Annotated in this window: 16 protein-coding genes and 1 tRNA gene; 7 read left to right on the top strand and 10 right to left on the bottom strand. The window is 56.8% G+C overall.

Going from position 1 to position 15,397, the window contains the following annotated elements:
* The first annotated feature begins 316 nt into the window (after nucleotides 1–316).
* From MJO47_RS07485 to MJO47_RS07475, 3 genes are all read left to right on the top strand, one after another.
* Entirely contained in the window at nucleotides 317–640 is a 324-nt protein-coding gene (locus MJO47_RS07485) for a hypothetical protein (protein ID WP_253960494.1), read from the top strand.
* Nucleotides 641–644: 4 nt separating this feature from the next.
* Nucleotides 645–1,010, top strand: coding sequence for a ParA family protein (locus MJO47_RS07480; RefSeq protein ID WP_253960493.1), 366 nt, complete (start codon nucleotides 645–647; stop codon nucleotides 1,008–1,010).
* 216 nt (nucleotides 1,011–1,226) lie between these two features.
* Nucleotides 1,227–2,189: a hypothetical protein gene (locus MJO47_RS07475; protein ID WP_253960492.1), complete on the top strand. Its 963-nt coding sequence runs from the start codon at nucleotides 1,227–1,229 to the stop codon at nucleotides 2,187–2,189.
* A 574-nt stretch (nucleotides 2,190–2,763) separates the two neighbouring features.
* Here the strand turns inward: MJO47_RS07475 and MJO47_RS07470 are convergent.
* The 5 genes from MJO47_RS07470 to MJO47_RS07450 all read right to left on the bottom strand — a co-directional run bounded on the left by MJO47_RS07470 (nucleotide 2,764) and on the right by MJO47_RS07450 (nucleotide 6,030).
* Nucleotides 2,764–2,840: transfer RNA gene (locus MJO47_RS07470), tRNA-Arg, on the bottom strand.
* Between the two features lie 76 nt (nucleotides 2,841–2,916).
* Nucleotides 2,917–3,726, bottom strand: coding sequence for a NapC/NirT family cytochrome c (locus tag MJO47_RS07465; RefSeq protein ID WP_253960491.1), 810 nt, complete (start codon nucleotides 3,724–3,726; stop codon nucleotides 2,917–2,919).
* A complete protein-coding gene (locus tag MJO47_RS07460; RefSeq protein WP_253960490.1) occupies nucleotides 3,723–4,820 on the bottom strand; it encodes a cytochrome bc complex cytochrome b subunit in 1,098 nt (365 codons plus the stop codon). The genes MJO47_RS07465 and MJO47_RS07460 overlap by 4 nt, the downstream gene beginning before the upstream one ends.
* A gap of 9 nt (nucleotides 4,821–4,829) precedes the next feature.
* Nucleotides 4,830–5,264 (bottom strand): ubiquinol-cytochrome c reductase iron-sulfur subunit, encoded by a 435-nt coding sequence (locus tag MJO47_RS07455; protein WP_253960489.1) that lies wholly within the window; start codon nucleotides 5,262–5,264, stop codon nucleotides 4,830–4,832.
* 61 nt (nucleotides 5,265–5,325) lie between these two features.
* Nucleotides 5,326–6,030 (bottom strand): DUF1573 domain-containing protein, encoded by a 705-nt coding sequence (locus MJO47_RS07450; protein ID WP_253960488.1) that lies wholly within the window; start codon nucleotides 6,028–6,030, stop codon nucleotides 5,326–5,328.
* 180 nt (nucleotides 6,031–6,210) lie between these two features.
* Here MJO47_RS07450 and hpt point away from each other — a divergent pair, with 180 nt between their 5' ends.
* Nucleotides 6,211–6,738, top strand: a complete 528-nt coding sequence (gene hpt / locus MJO47_RS07445; RefSeq protein ID WP_253960487.1) for a hypoxanthine phosphoribosyltransferase — start codon at nucleotides 6,211–6,213, stop codon at nucleotides 6,736–6,738.
* A gap of 23 nt (nucleotides 6,739–6,761) precedes the next feature.
* A complete protein-coding gene (locus MJO47_RS07440; protein ID WP_253960486.1) occupies nucleotides 6,762–8,267 on the top strand; it encodes a DUF3426 domain-containing protein in 1,506 nt (501 codons plus the stop codon).
* Between the two features lie 74 nt (nucleotides 8,268–8,341).
* Here the strand turns inward: MJO47_RS07440 and MJO47_RS07435 are convergent, their stop codons facing one another.
* Nucleotides 8,342–8,533, bottom strand: a complete 192-nt coding sequence (locus MJO47_RS07435) for a twin-arginine translocase TatA/TatE family subunit (protein ID WP_253960485.1) — start codon at nucleotides 8,531–8,533, stop codon at nucleotides 8,342–8,344.
* Between the two features lie 89 nt (nucleotides 8,534–8,622).
* A complete protein-coding gene (locus tag MJO47_RS07430; RefSeq protein WP_253960484.1) occupies nucleotides 8,623–8,793 on the bottom strand; it encodes a DUF362 domain-containing protein in 171 nt (56 codons plus the stop codon).
* A 286-nt stretch (nucleotides 8,794–9,079) separates the two neighbouring features.
* On the opposite strand from MJO47_RS07430, the gene MJO47_RS07425 reads away from it, so the two are divergent.
* Entirely contained in the window at nucleotides 9,080–10,345 is a 1,266-nt protein-coding gene (locus MJO47_RS07425) for an acetate kinase (protein WP_253960483.1), read from the top strand.
* Nucleotides 10,346–10,428: 83 nt separating this feature from the next.
* Here the strand turns inward: MJO47_RS07425 and pta are convergent, their stop codons facing one another.
* Nucleotides 10,429–11,430, bottom strand: coding sequence for a phosphate acetyltransferase (gene pta / locus MJO47_RS07420; RefSeq protein ID WP_253960482.1), 1,002 nt, complete (start codon nucleotides 11,428–11,430; stop codon nucleotides 10,429–10,431).
* A 211-nt stretch (nucleotides 11,431–11,641) separates the two neighbouring features.
* Here pta and MJO47_RS07415 point away from each other — a divergent pair, with 211 nt between their 5' ends.
* Nucleotides 11,642–12,541 carry a TonB family protein gene (locus MJO47_RS07415; protein WP_253960481.1) on the top strand — a complete coding sequence of 300 codons (900 nt, stop codon included), beginning with the start codon at nucleotides 11,642–11,644 and terminating at the stop codon, nucleotides 12,539–12,541.
* 26 nt (nucleotides 12,542–12,567) lie between these two features.
* On the opposite strand, the gene gcvPB is transcribed toward MJO47_RS07415, so the two are convergent.
* Both gcvPB and gcvPA read right to left on the bottom strand, forming a co-directional pair.
* Complete coding sequence (gene gcvPB / locus MJO47_RS07410; RefSeq protein ID WP_253960480.1) at nucleotides 12,568–14,031, bottom strand: aminomethyl-transferring glycine dehydrogenase subunit GcvPB; 1,464 nt, start codon at nucleotides 14,029–14,031, stop codon at nucleotides 12,568–12,570.
* Nucleotides 14,031–15,383, bottom strand: coding sequence for an aminomethyl-transferring glycine dehydrogenase subunit GcvPA (gene gcvPA / locus MJO47_RS07405; protein WP_253960479.1), 1,353 nt, complete (start codon nucleotides 15,381–15,383; stop codon nucleotides 14,031–14,033). Before gcvPA ends, gcvPB begins: the two co-directional genes overlap by 1 nt.
* Nucleotides 15,384–15,397: the final 14 nt, after the last annotated feature.

Here is a 15,397-nt window from a genome sequence, read left to right as displayed (position 1 = left end):
CCATCGTCGGTCAACATCGCCAGATGATTTTGAGAGGCAAATAGCGTTCCCCTCATGCAGTGTTAAGTGACAACCGTACCACCTTGAAATCAATACTTTCCATGAGCGACTGCATGCTGCTCTACTTATGACCACTGACTTTAATCAGCGACATTTTTTGCCAAGTGGTGGCTACTCGCGAGGCCTGGAAAAATCACAAAAAGTTAAGCGGTAATTCGAAAAAGTACCGAAAAGGACGATATTCGGCCCTTTTCTGTGCAATTTTGACCACAAAAATCGTGTCAGAATGACCCTACTTAAGAATAAAGGAGGGCACATGGCAGATTTTTCATTTTCGAGTCTCATTGATCACTATCCACCATTCATCGAGCGCCGCCAAATTAGCACCTATTTCGGGTGGCTCACGCCTAGCAGTCTGCGCAATCTAGATTGCGCAGGCAAGGGCCCAGAAAGACTAAAGGTCGGAAAAACAGTAATTTACCCTACGGACAAACTATTGGCGTGGCTGGATGATCGCGCCCAGTCTCCATCATTCAATTTAGGTAAGCCCAGCACAGATGACCGTCCCAAAAGACAGACCACGGCCAAACGGGGCCGCGGTCGCCCCAGGAAAAAGGCCCACACGGCCAAGGCCACCTAAATGATTGAGGGAAAAGAAAAATCAACCCTCTGTCCCTCCAAACGAAAAAAAACGAAGCAGACCAGAGTGGCAGGTGTGTTATACACCATTGACATACACGGACCTATCACTGGAAGATGCTGGAAAAAACTATGTCACATTGATCCCAATACTTTTTCCTCAGGCGGCCATTGGCGCCCTTAAAAAGCAGCTTGGGAAAGAAAGTGTCTTCAAAACCGTTATCCCTAAAAACCCGGCCTTTTGGGATGCGGAAAAAGACCAGAACACCATTATAAGGCAGGCCCCGAATTCAACAGGAGCGAAGAACTTTCGCGCTCTTGTTGAAGAGTTTTTGGCGGTAGTTGATATGGAGGAAAAGGCCCGTGGCTGAAAAGCATTGGCTGGATGAGCACCTCGACAATCTCTTCGGAGAGGGTCCCATTGACCCTGACACTTTCTCCTCAAAGGATTTGGAGCGAGATCGTCGTATCAGGGAAAATATTCAAAAAATAAATTCATCAAGGTTTGCCAAAGGCGACAAAAAAGAAGCTCCAGTGTCACCCTTGTCAGCCACTAATGTCACCCTTGTCACCCCTGAGTGTCACCCTTGTCAGCCACCAGTGTCACCCCTGAGTGTCATCCTTTGGAGGATTTAAAGGAGAGTGATTTTCCTCTCCTTGATGAATATTCATATTCGCGGGCAATTAAATTTTTTAAAGGGTCCGCACAAAGAAAAATAATCAAATATATACAAAGAGCCAACCAGCGAATTCTGTTTACATCATCCTCGGAAATAGCTGAAGAATTAGACATTTCCCAAAGTATGGTTAAAAAAACTTTTTACAAATTGCAGGAAGCCGGGATTATTTTGGCCGGAGCTCAATCGTATGATCGTAAGAAAAGGATGCACGGTCAAAAAATCATTTTTTGTGGGCCATTAGATGAGGAAAAAGAAAGAACAGTGTCACCCTATAGTGATACCCCTCAAGGGCAGCCACTATCCCCCTCTAAGATAGAAAGATCTTTAAAAGATAAAAATCTATCTATCTTAGAAACGATGGCTGAAAAAATTTTGTCATGGACGGACGAGCAAATGCAGCAGTGGTATCCCTTGCTTGCCAGGGCGGGATTCAGATCGGCTCAGATTCAACAGATTGTCGAAAATCTCCAGGCCCGGCTTAAACCTCTGGACCTTATCCCAGTCTCCCTGGAATACGCCGAGTGGGAATTGGCTCATGGAAAAATGGTCGATAAAGAGGGCCGCGCTGTCGAAGACCCGGCTTCCTTTGTTTTTTCTAGCCTGAGTCTTCGAGGTTGCTACCGCCGTCCAAAAGGATACAAAGACGAGTTGGAAGAAGCTCTGGATGCCGAAAAAAATCGGCAGGCAAAAAGAGAAAAGCTAGAGGAGGAAGCCTTTCAAAACTGGCTCGATTCCCTGTCCGACAAAGACAAGGAGGAATACGAAAGAGAGAGAACCGGCAAAGCCTTTCCGGAACCAGCCTCTATTTTCTTGCGGGCTAAATGGAAAGAGGTTGCCGGCAAGTACGGAAGTGTACCTGAAATCCCGTAAAGTCAGTTGGGCCTGTCCAGCGGGACATTAGGTACAGCCCTGAACGGGATATAAGGTACACCCTGCGGATCGCAATAAAAGCCTCAAAAAAACGTACCTGATATCCCGCAGGAGATAGAGAGTATCTTACCTGCATGTTGCATGAACCCTATTGACGGGATATCAGGTACACCATCACGGGCTGATTGCTCAATTCAAGCGCAAATGTACCTGATATCCCGTCTGTATCCACAAAGAGCGATTTACGGGATATCAGGTACCAGCGAAGACTACTACGAGATATTAGGTACTCGCTGCGCTTTCTAATAAAGGCGGTTAAATCTTTTTATGTAAAGAGCTGTTGTCCCAGTCGAACACTCTCCGGTTGGACCGCACATTAAAGAAATTCCTGACAGGCTTCCGGGAGAGGGTGATGGCTCGGGGACAAAACGGGGACAGTTTCTAAAATGACACAAAATGATCCAATAAAATTTACGGGGACAAAACGGGGACACTGAATTGTCCCCACCAAGGTTTTACACACAAAAAAAGGACTTCCAACAGTCTTTCAACCATCAGAAATCCCTTGAATTTTTGGCGCGCGATACAAGATTCGAACTTGTGACCTTTGGCTCCGGAGGCCAACGCTCTATCCAGCTGAGCTAATCGCGCATGGGCTGTTCTATATAAACCATCTCCTGCCGAATTGCAACCGCATTCTTGTGATGGGGCTGTTCGGGGCGGCACCTTATTCTTCCTCTTCGTAGGTCTTGCGAATAAGCAGCAGCACGAAACCGGCCAGCACAAAAAAACCGACGACAATGGCACCGTAGACCTTGCGGCCCGCCAGTTCGTCGAGAATGGTATCGACTTGCTGCCGCATCTCGCGCAGGGATTCCCTGAATTTTCCCGTTTCGGCTTTTATTTTCAGCAAATCGACGCTGTGAAAGAGTCGGTGGTATTCGTTACGCAGCGAGAACAGTGACTTCTGCAGGGTGTCAGTGGCTACTCCCTGGCCCTGCAGCAGATTCAACTCTTTTTCCAACTCGGCGATTTCATGATCGGTAGCGGCCAGGGCGCGGCGAATTTCGTCTGCGCGCTCATACCCGTGGCATTGCCCGCAGGTTTGGGAATTGATCAAATCTGTGCTGGCCTTTTTGATGGGGTGGGCAGCATGGCAGGTCACACACTGGGGACCTGCTCCTTTGGGGGCCTTGCCATGCGCGCTGGCGAGATAGTCTTCGAGTACGCCGATATGGCAGCGGCCACAGAAGTCGGCCACCTGTGAAGGGGTCGGCACCCCGACAAATCCCCTTTCGGGACTCATCGCCATTGGGGCATCCGTGGGGTCGCCGCCGTGACAATGGTGACAGGAGATGCCCTGCTCGGCGTGGATACTCTGGCGCCACTGGGGTACAGGTTGGCCGAGCCGACCGTCCTGACCGCCGTGACACTGCAAGCAGACAGTCGCTTGAGCTGGTTTCGTTACGGCCGCGGCTGATATCGACACCAACAGGAAGGTCACTAAACTCATCAATAGACAGACAGCTATTCTCATGAGTGGTGCCCCCACAGGGAAATGGCGACAAACAGGAGCAGACCGAGGACAAAACAGGTGACAAAGAGCGGCCTCTTAGCGGGGCGGCGTTCTGGCCCGCGGTCGATGAAAGGCAGGAGCGCCATAAAGGTCATGGCGGCCCCTTGGGCGGCAAGCCCCAGGAATTCGTTCGGGAAAATTTTCATGGTCTGATAGGCCCACAAAAAATACCACTCGGGCTTGATGCCGGGTGGCGTCACAAAGGGATCGGCGGGGCTAAAGGCAGCCGGCGGGATAAACAGGTGGGGGACAAAAAAGGTCAGGGCCATAAAGACGGCGAAGACAAAAGCGTTGACGGCCAGGTCCTTGGTGATGACATTGGGGAAAAAGGGAATATCGCCTGCAGCAGCGGGTGATGAAGGGTTGTCAGCCGGTGCTCCCTGGCTGCCCGATGCGAAGGGAGGGGTCGAAATACCGACCCGCCGCACACAAAAGAGATGAAACCCGACCAAAAGAGCCAGGAACAGAGGCAGGGCGATGACATGCAGGACAAAGAATCGCCCCAGCGTGGCCTCTGAAACCATAGCGCCGCCCCGCAGCATGCTCACCAGCGCCTCCCCTACAAAGGGCACGGCTCCTGCCACATCGGTGGCGACCGTGGTCGCCCAGAAGGACAACTGGCTCCAGGGCAGCAGATAGCCGGTCAGACACAGGCCGAAGGTCAGGTTGAGAAGGATGAATCCAGAGAGCCAGTTGAGTTCTCGCGGTTTCTTGTAACTCCCCATGAAGAGAACGGAGAGCATGTGGAGCAGCAGAACGATGACGATCACATTGGAGCCGACGACGTGCAAATAGCGGAACAGCCAGCCGAAGGGCACCTCGTTCATAATCCGGTGGACACTGTCATAGGCCATGGCGGCATGCGGCACGTAATAAATCAGCAGCAGCATACCGCTGACGACCTGGACGGCAAAGAGCGTCAGCAGAACAGACCCCAGCGCGTACCAGACATTGATTTGCCGCGGCACCAGGTAGCCAGTCAGGTTGGCTCGGATGAGCTCGCGGATACCCAGCCGGGCATCCAGAAATTCGACCATCCCCGCAAGGAGACGCATGGTTTACTCCTATCCAATGAGAAGCTGTTCCCCCGAGAGGGTCACAGGTAGGGGTACTAGAGGCTTTGGCGGGGGACCACCGAGAACGGCACCCGCTGGAGAAAAACGGCCACCATGACAGGGGCAGACGAATTCCTGCGGTTGGGACTTCCACTGCACGACGCAACCGAGATGGGTGCAGATGGCGGAAAAAGCGGTGAATTCGCCAGGCGCCATCTGCAGGACCACCGCGGTGCCGCCACGATAGCTGAAAAACAGGACACCGCCGACTTCGAGGCGCTTCCGGTCAATGGCGACACGTCCATCGTCCCCGTCCTGCTGTAGAGGCGTGAGAAAGCGCAGCAAAGGCCAACCGGCTAGAAACGCCAGGGCGGCACCGATAGCAGCCAATACCACGGAGAGAAAGAATCTTCGCTGAGAGGAAGAAACGGGCTGGTTTTCCATAGACTCCCCTGACTTCATTTGATGCCGGCAGACGCGCGGCCATGTTCTGCCCGGAACATTTTCATGGCTGCGCCACACCTGTAACGGAAAAACTGACGGGAACCTTCACCACGGGCGAGTAGGGGCTGTCGGTGGACATAACGACATATCCCTTGCGTTTGACAGCCCCCTCCTCCCCCGCCGTGGCGGTAATATGGAGCGTCACGGATCCACCCGCCTGCAGCAATTTGCTGGAGAGAGTGGCCTGAACATCCTGCAGGTCGGTCTGAACCTCCTGGATCGCGATGTTCTGTGGACCGACATTACCGATCACGATAGCCACCTCGCCGACGGCGCCAGGCTCAAGTGACCCCAGATCAGCCTTGGCGGGCTCCAACACGAGCTCGGGCGTCACCTGGCCACGCAGATAGAATTGGGCGACCCGGTGAAGCGGGTCATTGGTGTAAACGTAGACGGTTTTGACGACCGGGCCCCGGAAGCGGGTCGAATCAAAGGTCACCCGCAGCTGCGCTGACTGCCCGGGTTCAATCTGGTAATCCGACAGCAGGGCCGCCGTGCAGCCGCAGGAGCTACGGATCTTTTCAATGAGGAGCGGCTCATTGCCGGTATTTTCGAGGCGAAAAGCATGTTCCAACTGCTGCCCCTGGTAAATCTCGCCAAAGCGAAAATCGGTTGATTCCGCCCACAGGCGCGGCTCTTGCGCCAAAGCCAAGCCGGAAAAAAGACCCACCAGCAGAAGTCCGGCCCACACCCTCTTTATCTGCATCCTGCAACCTCCTTTGAACTGAAAAAATCCCCCTTGAAGGGAAAAACAACTTTTCTAGTTTACCACATCCAAGAAAGCCCTCTGTAAACCTATTGAAATATACCGAATAAATTGACACAACTTCGTTATCTTGCTATAGAATACAGCTTTAACTCACCATCCCCTTTTTCAGGAAATCGCATGGAAAAACCCACCCTGACAGTGCTCTATTCGAAGGATTATATCACCGAACAGGTCAAACGCCTGGGCGAAGAGATCAGCCGTGACTATGCCCAGGAAGAGGTTCTACTGGTCGGCGTCCTCAAGGGATCCTTCCTCTTCTTCGCCGATCTGGTCAGAGAAATCACCTCTCAGGTCGTGGTCGATTTCGTGCGCCTGGCAAGCTACGGGTCCGACACCCAGTCTTCCGGTATCGTCGAAATGCGCAAAGACCTGGAAGAGCCCATAAAAGGGCGCAATGTCATTATCGTCGAGGACATTGTCGACAGCGGCTTCACTCTGCAGTCGCTGTACAATCGCCTGCTTCTGCGCGACCCCAAGTCCCTCAAGATATGTACGCTCATCGACAAAAAAGCGCGCCGCGAGGTGGATATCGACGCAGATTACACCGGCATCACCATGGAAGATGGCTTCATTGTCGGCTATGGCCTTGATTTCGATGAAAAATACCGCAATCTCCCAGATATCTATCTGGTAGAAGGCGTCTGACAAGCCTTATAGGAGAGGAACGCATGATCATCCAATGCTCCGAGTGCCAGGCCCGGTTTAAACTCGCGGACGAAAAAGTCAAACCCGAAGGCACGAAAGTCCGTTGTTCGAAATGCCGTCATATTTTCACCGTTTATCCTCCCGAGCCCGAGGAGGTCTCCATACCCGCTGAGATCGAAGAGGCGGGAGAATCCTTTACGGCACCAACCCCCGAACCGGAACAGCCGGCCGGCCCCAAGCTTGACATCGACTTCAGCGCCTTTGAAGCCAGCGACGAAGAGGATGCGGTCAAGGGCCTGTTTGAAAATGAGACAGAAGAAATGGGTGAAGACACGTCCGCCTCTTCCTTCGATGAATTCTCTTTCGGCGAGGAGGCCGCGGAAGAAAAAGAGGAGCCGCCTTTTTCCTTCGGTGATACGGAAGAGACCTCCTTAGAGACCAGCGACCAGGACAGCCCTGCTGAGCCTTCGGCCGAGAGCAGCGAGCAGGACGACGATTTCTTTGGCGGCCTGACGGAGGAAACCGCGCTGGCCAGTGACGATTCGGCGAAAGACTTCGATTTTGGCAGCGAGACGACTGAGGACGATTTCGGCTTTACGGACGAGTCGCCGTCGGATACGGAAGATTTCTTTGCCACCGAGACGGACGAAACACCTGGAGAGATCGCCTCACCTTTCGAAGACAGCTTTGGCGAAGCCCGCGACGATGATTTCTCCTGGGAAGAAACATCTCCTGAAAGCGGCGCCGGCGATTTTGAATTTGAAGAATCCGCCAGCTCCCCCGCACTGGACCAGCCCTTTGAGGATGAAGACCTGGTGGACCAGAGTGCAGGCGAAGCGAGCTTTCTATTTGGCGAACCGGAGGCGGAAGAAGAAACTTCGGCGGCCGCCGCGATTCCATCGCCGAAGGAAGTCTCCGAAGAGTCCACCGCCAAAGGCTCCAAAAAATCGACCAAGGCCAGAAAAAAGCCGGGGAGAAAACCCCGCAAGAGCCCATTGCGCGGTCTCATCCTTTTTATCCTTGTCCTACTTCTCGGCCTGAGCGCCGCTGGCGGGTACCTCTTTTACAAGCAGGGAAATCTCGACATCGGCGCTATCATTACCCAGTTGACGGGCCAGGCGCCTCCGGCGCAACCAGCCGGGCAAATCCAGATCACGGATCTGTCCAGTACCTTTGTCAACAACCGCGAGGCGGGTGAACTCTTTGTCATTCAGGGCCAGGCTGTCAATCAGTTCAAGGAGGTCCGTTCGGCCATTGCCGTCAAGGGCGTTCTCTACAACCCGAACGGCAAAGCCCTGCTGCAACAGACGGTCTTCTGCGGCAACCGCCTCACGGCAACGGAACTGCAGGAATGGCCTTTTGCCAAAATTGAAGAAGCCATGAACAATCAGTTCGGCGACTCCCTCTCCAATCTCAACGTCGCGCCCGGCGCCCGCATTCCCTTCACCATCGTCTTCAAGAACCTGCCGCGCGACCTGAGCGAGTTCACGGTCGAAATGGCCGATTCCAAGCCTGGCTCCAAGCAGTAACTTCACTGTTTCACCAACTAAAAAAGCCGCACAATGTGCGGCTTTTTTAGTTGGTGCTTCCAGCCTGAGGGTCCCTACTTCGGCTCCTCGTCTTCATCCTTGCGGTCAGGGCTGATATCTATTTCATCGGGTTCCTGGGTGGCTTTCTTGAAGTTGCGGATGCCCTTGCCAAGGGCACCACCGATTTCGGGCAACTTGCCGGCACCAAAGATCACCAGCACCAGCACCAGAATAATGACGAGCTCCGTGGTGCCCAATCCGAACATGCGAACCTCCCGTTTACCGAGGAATAAATTTCAGGGGATGGCAGAAAAAATCAGGGGCGGCCCGAGAGCCGCCCCTTGGTACGGGTCGATCAGGGAGCCTCGATCGCGTCGACGGGGCAGGTGTCGACACAGGCGCCGCAATCAGTGCAGGTAGCTGCGTCGATGACGCGAACGTCACCCTGCTCGCTGATGGCGTCAACGGGGCAGACGGGTTCGCAAGCACCGCAGTTGATACACTCTTCAGTAATAGTGTGAGCCAAAGGAATCACCTCCTTTTCCTGTTTATTGTCTTCTCATCGGGCATATATACACCAGTTGCCACCCCGTGTCCACCCCCAAAGAACCCTGAAAATGAAACAAAGTTCTTGCAATCCGAACAGCGTTGCTATAGTCTTCTAGAACATTTTTATCCGCTATCCAGTGGTCCAACCGGCTGAATTCATTGCGGACATTTTTTATTTTCAACAAATTTTTTCAGTCATATAAAACAATATTTTGAAATATTCGGCTATCTTATCTACCTAATCCGAGGAGGACATTCGCTTCATGGATATACTCGCTCTGAACTGCGGCAGCTCATCACTCAAATACCAGCTCTTTGACTGGGAACGGAAGGAAGTCATCGCCAAAGGCATGGTCGAGCGTGTCACCATCGGGGACTCTTTTATCGTTCACGAAGTTCCCGGACGGGAGACCTACCGGGAAGAGTACGAATGCCCTGACCATAAGGTGGCCATGCACCTTATTATTAAAACCTTGACCGACAAAACCCATGGGGTGGTCAGCGATCTGAACAAAATCTCTGCCGTCGGCCATCGAGTCGTCCACGGCGGTGAAAAATTCACCCGGTCCGTTCGCATCGACGACGAGGTTCTGAACGCCATCAAGGACGTCCAGCATCTGGCCCCTTTGCACAATCCGCCCAATATCGCCGGCATCGAAGCCGCCCAGGCTGTGCTGCCCAACGTTCCTCACGTGGCCATTTTCGACACCGCCTTCCACCAGACAATGCCGCAGCACGCCTACATCTACCCCCTGCCCTACGAGTGGTACGAAAAATACGGCGTGCGTCGCTACGGTTTTCACGGCACCAGCCACCTCTATGTTTCCAAGCGGGCGGCGGTCCTGCTCGACAAAGCCCCGAAGGACTGCAACATCATCACCATGCACATTGGCAACGGCGTGTCCCATTGCGCCATCAAGGGGGGCGTCTCCGTCGACACCACCATGGGCCTGACGCCGCTCGAAGGGGCCGTCATGGGGACACGCTGCGGCGACATCGATCCTGCCATCCCGGCCTTTATTATGGATCAGGAAGGCTTCAACCCTCGCGAGATCGACTCCATCCTCAACAAGAAGAGCGGCATCTACGGCATCACCGGCCAGTTCACCGACCGCCGCGACGTTATCGAAGGAGCAGAAAAAGGCGACGAGCGCTGCCAACTGGCGCTTGAAATCGAAGCCTACCGCCTCAAAAAATATATCGGCACCTATGCCGCGGCCATCGGCGGCATCGACGCCGTTGTGTTCACAGCCGGAGTCGGCGAGATGGCCTGGCTCATTCGGGAGAAGGCCCTGGAAGGTCTCGAATTCATGGGAATCCTCCTTGACAAGGAAAAGAACCGTAACACCATGACGCGCAAAAGGGAGACGGTCATCACCAAGCCCGACTCCAAGGTCAAGGTGTTTGTTATCCCCACAGATGAAGAACTGGTCTTTACCGAAGACGTCGTCGGCATTCTCGAAGACACCTATACCGACCATATGCAGTTCTGCTATTCTTTTGCCAGCAGCGACTTTCAGCGCAAATAGAACGCGGAAAATTACGCAAAAAGGCCGGCGGATGGTTATCCGCCGGCCTTTTTGCGTTTACGCTGACTGCCAGAATTACGGCATCAACCCTGGGCCTGCACCGCCGTGATAGCGGCGACGCTGATGATGTCTTCCACGGAGCAGCCGCGGGAAAGATCGTTCACCGGCTTGGCCAGTCCCTGAATGATGGGGCCGACCGCCTCGGCACCGGCTATTCTTTCCACCAGCTTGTAGCCGATATTGCCGGCATCGAGATCGGGGAAGATGAGGGTGTTGGCCTTGCCTGCCACCGGAGAACCCGGGGCCTTCTTTTCACCAACCTTAGGCAGCAGCGCTGCATCGGCCTGCAGCTCGCCGTCGATCTGCAGCGAGGGGTCGAGTTTTTTGGCCAACTCGAGCGCCTTGAGCACCTTGTCCACATCCTGGTGGCTGGCACTGCCTTTGGTGGAAAAGGACAGCATGCCGACGCGGGCCTCGACACCAAGGAAGCTCTTGCAGCTTCTGGCCGTGGCCACGGCAATTTCGGCCAGAGCTTCGGCATCGGGATTGGGGTTAACGGCGCAGTCGGCGAAGAGCAGAACTCCGTTTTCACCGAAGGCCGTATTTTTGGTCACCATGAGGAAGACAGAGGAGACGGTCTTCATCCCCGGCGAGGTGCCGATCACCTGAAACGCGGCGCGCAACACATCGCCCGTGGTATTAAAAGCCCCGGCCACGGCACCGCCGGCATCCCCCTTGCGCACCATCATGGCGCCGAAGTAGAGATTGTCCTCGGCGGTCAACAGCGCCTTGGCCTCCTCGCGGCTCAGCCCCTTTTTCTTTCGCAGTTCGACCAGTTCATCCACGTAGGCTTCCAACTGCGGCGCCGTTTTGGGATCGAGACAGGTGACTCCTTCCAGAGATGCCTGGAGTTCGCGGGCCCTGGCCGTAAGCGCATCAGGCTGGCCCAGCAGCACCACCCTGGCCAGGCCGTCCTGAACAATCTGGCCGGCAGCCTGAATCATGCGGTCGTCGTACCCTTCCGGCAAAACAACGGTCTGCACATTTTGCCGGGCTTTTGTTTTAATCTGATCGACCAAATGCATAAGAGGTTCCTCCTTCAAAACAGGGTTTTATTAAAGCCTCATTTTATACCTGAAGCTCCCTGCCAAGGTCAACCATTTTCCCCAGACCGAGCCGCTTCTTCCCGATGAATGAGCGCTGGCCTCCCTCGGCGGTATTCATGTATACTGTCCGTAAACCTTTTCCTATTAACGACATCGTTGCCTTATGCAATTCAGCCGCAACCAGGATCCGATGATCCTGGTCTTTATCATTCTGTCCCTGCTGGTGCATCTCCTGCTGCTCCTTTTGGTGCCGCAGCGCTCCCTTTTCCCCGAACCCGAGGCCGACACGCCCATGGTCGTGGAGATGCGCCCGCCCGAGCCCAGACGCCCGGCCCGGGAGCGCGAACTCGACGCTCCGGTCGTCACCCCGCCGGAACAGCCGCGCCAGACCCCCGCCAAACGTCTCGGCCCCGCCGACCAGCAGGTGGAAAGAGAGACGGCCCCCAAGGGCGATTTCATCGAGGATCGGACCCCCAGCGCTCCTTCGGCACCGCCGCGGCCGCAACAACCTCCGTCTCCGACGCCCCCGGCCCCCGAAACGCCCGCCGAGCGCCCCTCGGCCAAGGCAGGCATCGAGTCCCGGCCCGGCACCACCGGTCCAGCGCCGGCAGCACCGGAGCAACCGGCGGAGCTGCCGGATAAAAAAGCCCTGATGGCAGCCCTTAATCAGGCCGCGGCCAAAAGCGCCAACCAGTATCTGCAGGAGTGGCGAAATAAGTATCGAGAGGATGTGGAAGAAAGTCAGGCGGTCTGGCTGGACATGGAAAACGACCTGCTGAATTCCTTCTTCCGCCGCTTCCGGGACAACATCTACGGGGTGTGGAGCTATCCCGCCCGTGCCGCCGAACGGGGGGAACAGGGACGCTGCCTGCTACAGGTCACCGTCAACAAGGACGGCACTCTGCGGGACGTGGAACTCAAGGAGAGCTCCGGCTACCCGCTGCTTGACCAGGAAGCGATCGATGCCGTACGCAAGGGTGCTCCCTACGGCGCTCTTTCCCGCTACTACGAGAAAGAGACCCTGACCATCTTCGTCTTCTTCCAATATCACCTGACCAGTTTTTCTTCCCGGCCTGGTGACATCCTATAGGAAAGGGCCCTTGCGGGCCCCCTCCTTCAGTCTGATTTTTCCCACTTCAGCTTGGGTCGCCGGGCTGCCGCCGTTTCATCCAGTCGCCCGATGCGCGTACGACCAGGAGCCTTGAGAAGCAATTCGGGACTCTGCCGAGACTCGCGGGCGATGGCCAGCATCGCCTCGCAGAATTCGTCGAGGGTTTCGAGGCTCTCCGTCTCGGTCGGCTCAATCATGATGGCGCCCTTGACCACGAGCGGGAAGTAGATGGTGGGCGGATGGTAGCCGTAGTCGATGAGGCGCTTGGCCAGATCGAGGGTATGGCAGCCACCCTCCAAATTTTTATCGGAGAAGACCACCTCGTGCAGAGACCGCCCGCGGTAGGGGAGATGATAGACCTCCTGCAGGCGGGCCCGCACATAATTGGCGTTGAGTACGGCCATGTGCGCCACCCGCTTGAGCCCGTCGGCACCCATGCTGCGAATGTAGGCATAGGCCTTGACGAGGACGCCGAAGTGACCGTGAAAGGCCTTCACCCGGCCGACGGAGCGGTCGGGGCTTGTGAGCCGATAGCCCTCGGCGGTCTTCTCGACGACCGGGGCGGGCAGAAAAGGAGCGAGCTTGGCGCAGCCCCCCACCGGACCGGCGCCGGGACCACCGCCGCCATGCGGAGTGGCAAAGGTCTTGTGCAGATTGAAGTGCATGACATCGATGCCCATGTCCCCCGGCCGGGCCATGCCGAGCAGGGCATTGAGGTTGGCGCCGTCGCAGTAGACCAGCCCCCCCTTGGCATGCACGATGCGGCAGATTTCGGCGATATCCGACTCGAAAAGCCCCAGGGTGTTCGGATTGGTCACCATGAGGGCGGCGACGTCCTCGGTCATCTGCGCCGCTACGGCGGCGGCGCTGAGGCGGCCGTCGGCTCCGGAAGCCACGGGACTGACCTCATAGCCGCACAGGGCGGCCGAGGCGGGGTTGGTACCGTGAGCCGTATCGGGGATCAGCACCCGGTGACGCTTCTCCCCCCGGGATTCGTGCCAGGCGCGGATGACCAGCATGCCGGCGAACTCCCCCTGGGCGCCCGCCGCCGGCTGCAGGGACAGGGCCGGAAAACCGGAGATTTCGGCCAACGCCTGCTGCAGATCGTGCATCAGTTCGAGCGCCCCCTGGCAGAGCGCGGCCGGCGCATGGGGATGGGTGGCGGCAAAACCCGGCAGTCGCGCGACCACCTCGTTGACTTTGGGATTGTACTTCATGGTGCAGCTGCCAAGGGGGTAAAAGCCCGAGTCGACCCCGTAGTTCCAGGTGGAGAGTCGGGTGAAGTGGCGCACCACGTCCACTTCCGACAGCTCGGGGAGGCCGCCGACCTCGTCGCGGGTCAGGCCCGCCGGCAAGGTCGCCTCCTCCACGTCCAGCGGCGGCAGGGAATAGCCCTGTCGGCCCGGATCGGAATGTTCAAAGAGCAGCTTTTCGTTGAGGACAAGGCCCGTCGTTCCCAGACTCTCCATCAGGCACCTCCTGCCAGGGCGGCCACCAGCGCGTCGATCTGCGCGCGGCTGTTCTGTTCGGTCACGCAGACCAGCAGGCAATCATCCATCCCTTCGTACCAGGGCGCCAGGGCAATGCCCCCCAGGATACCCAGCCCCGCCAGGCGGTCGAGAAGCATCTGGACCCTGCCGGGAACCTTCACCACGAATTCATTGAAGACCGGCCCGGTAAAGGGGAGGGAGAAGCCGGGCAGGGCCGCGATCTGTCGACGGGCGTAGGCGGCCTTGGCCAGATTGTGCTGGGCCAGCTCGCGAATCCCCTTCTTGCCAAGGAGGGCAAGCCAGATGGTGGCGGTCAGCGCACACAGGCCCTGGTTGGAGCAGATATTGGAGGTCGCTTTTTCCCGGCGGATATGCTGCTCGCGGGTGGACAGGGTCAGCACGTAGCCGCGTTTCCCCTGCGCGTCGACGGTCTCGCCGACCAGGCGGCCGGGCATGGAGCGCAGATCCTGCTGGCGGCAGGCGAAGAAGCCGAGAGACGGGCCGCCGAAGGAGAGGGGAATGCCGAAACTCTGCCCCTCCCCGACGACGATATCGGCCCCCAGCTCGCCGGGCGCTTTGAGCAGACCGAGGGCGACCGGCTCCGGCACGGCGACGACCAGACGGGCGCCGGCGGCATGAGCGGCTTCGGCCAGGTCCGCCACCCCTTCAATCACGCCGAAGAAATTGGGATAGCCGGCCACCAGCGCCGCCGTCTCGCCATCGAGCAGCTCCCGGAGTGCCGGAGGCGATGTCCTTCCCGAAGTGTCCCAGGGCACCTCCACCAGCTCCACCTCGAGACACTGGCAGTAGGTGCGCACCGTCTCCCGGTAGTGGGGGTGCAGGGCTCCGGATATCAGCACCCGCCGGCGCCGGGTGGCCCGCACGGCCATCAGCACCGCCTCGGCGCAGGCGGAAGCGCCGTCGTACATGGAGGCGTTGGCCACGTCCATCCCCGTCAGCTGACAGATCATCGTCTGAAATTCGAAAATGGCCTGCAGGGTGCCCTGGCTGATCTCCGGCTGGTACGGGGTATAGGCCGTGGTGAACTCGCTGCGAGAGACCAGATAGTCGACCGCGGCGGGGATAAAGTGATTGTAGGCGCCGCCGCCGAGGAAACTTACATGACTCTCCACCGTGGCGTTCTGGTCGGCCAAACGCTTTAAGTCCCGCAGCAGATCGCTTTCGGCCAGCGGACCGGGCAGCTCAAGGGGTCGCGTCAGCCGGACCTCGCCGGGAAGGCCTTCAAACAGGGCATCCACCGTCGGGACGCCAACAGTGTTCAGCATCTGCCGGACGTCCTCTTCGGTGTGGGGGATATAAGGATGGCTCATGTCCGCTCTCTCCG

Origin of the sequence: Desulfuromonas sp. KJ2020 (assembly GCF_024197615.1) — a bacterium.
In the GTDB taxonomy this organism is placed as follows: Bacteria; Desulfobacterota; Desulfuromonadia; order Desulfuromonadales; family SZUA-540; genus SZUA-540.
Note: the sequence above shows the minus strand (reverse complement) of the source record. Positions and strands in the feature narration are given on the sequence as shown.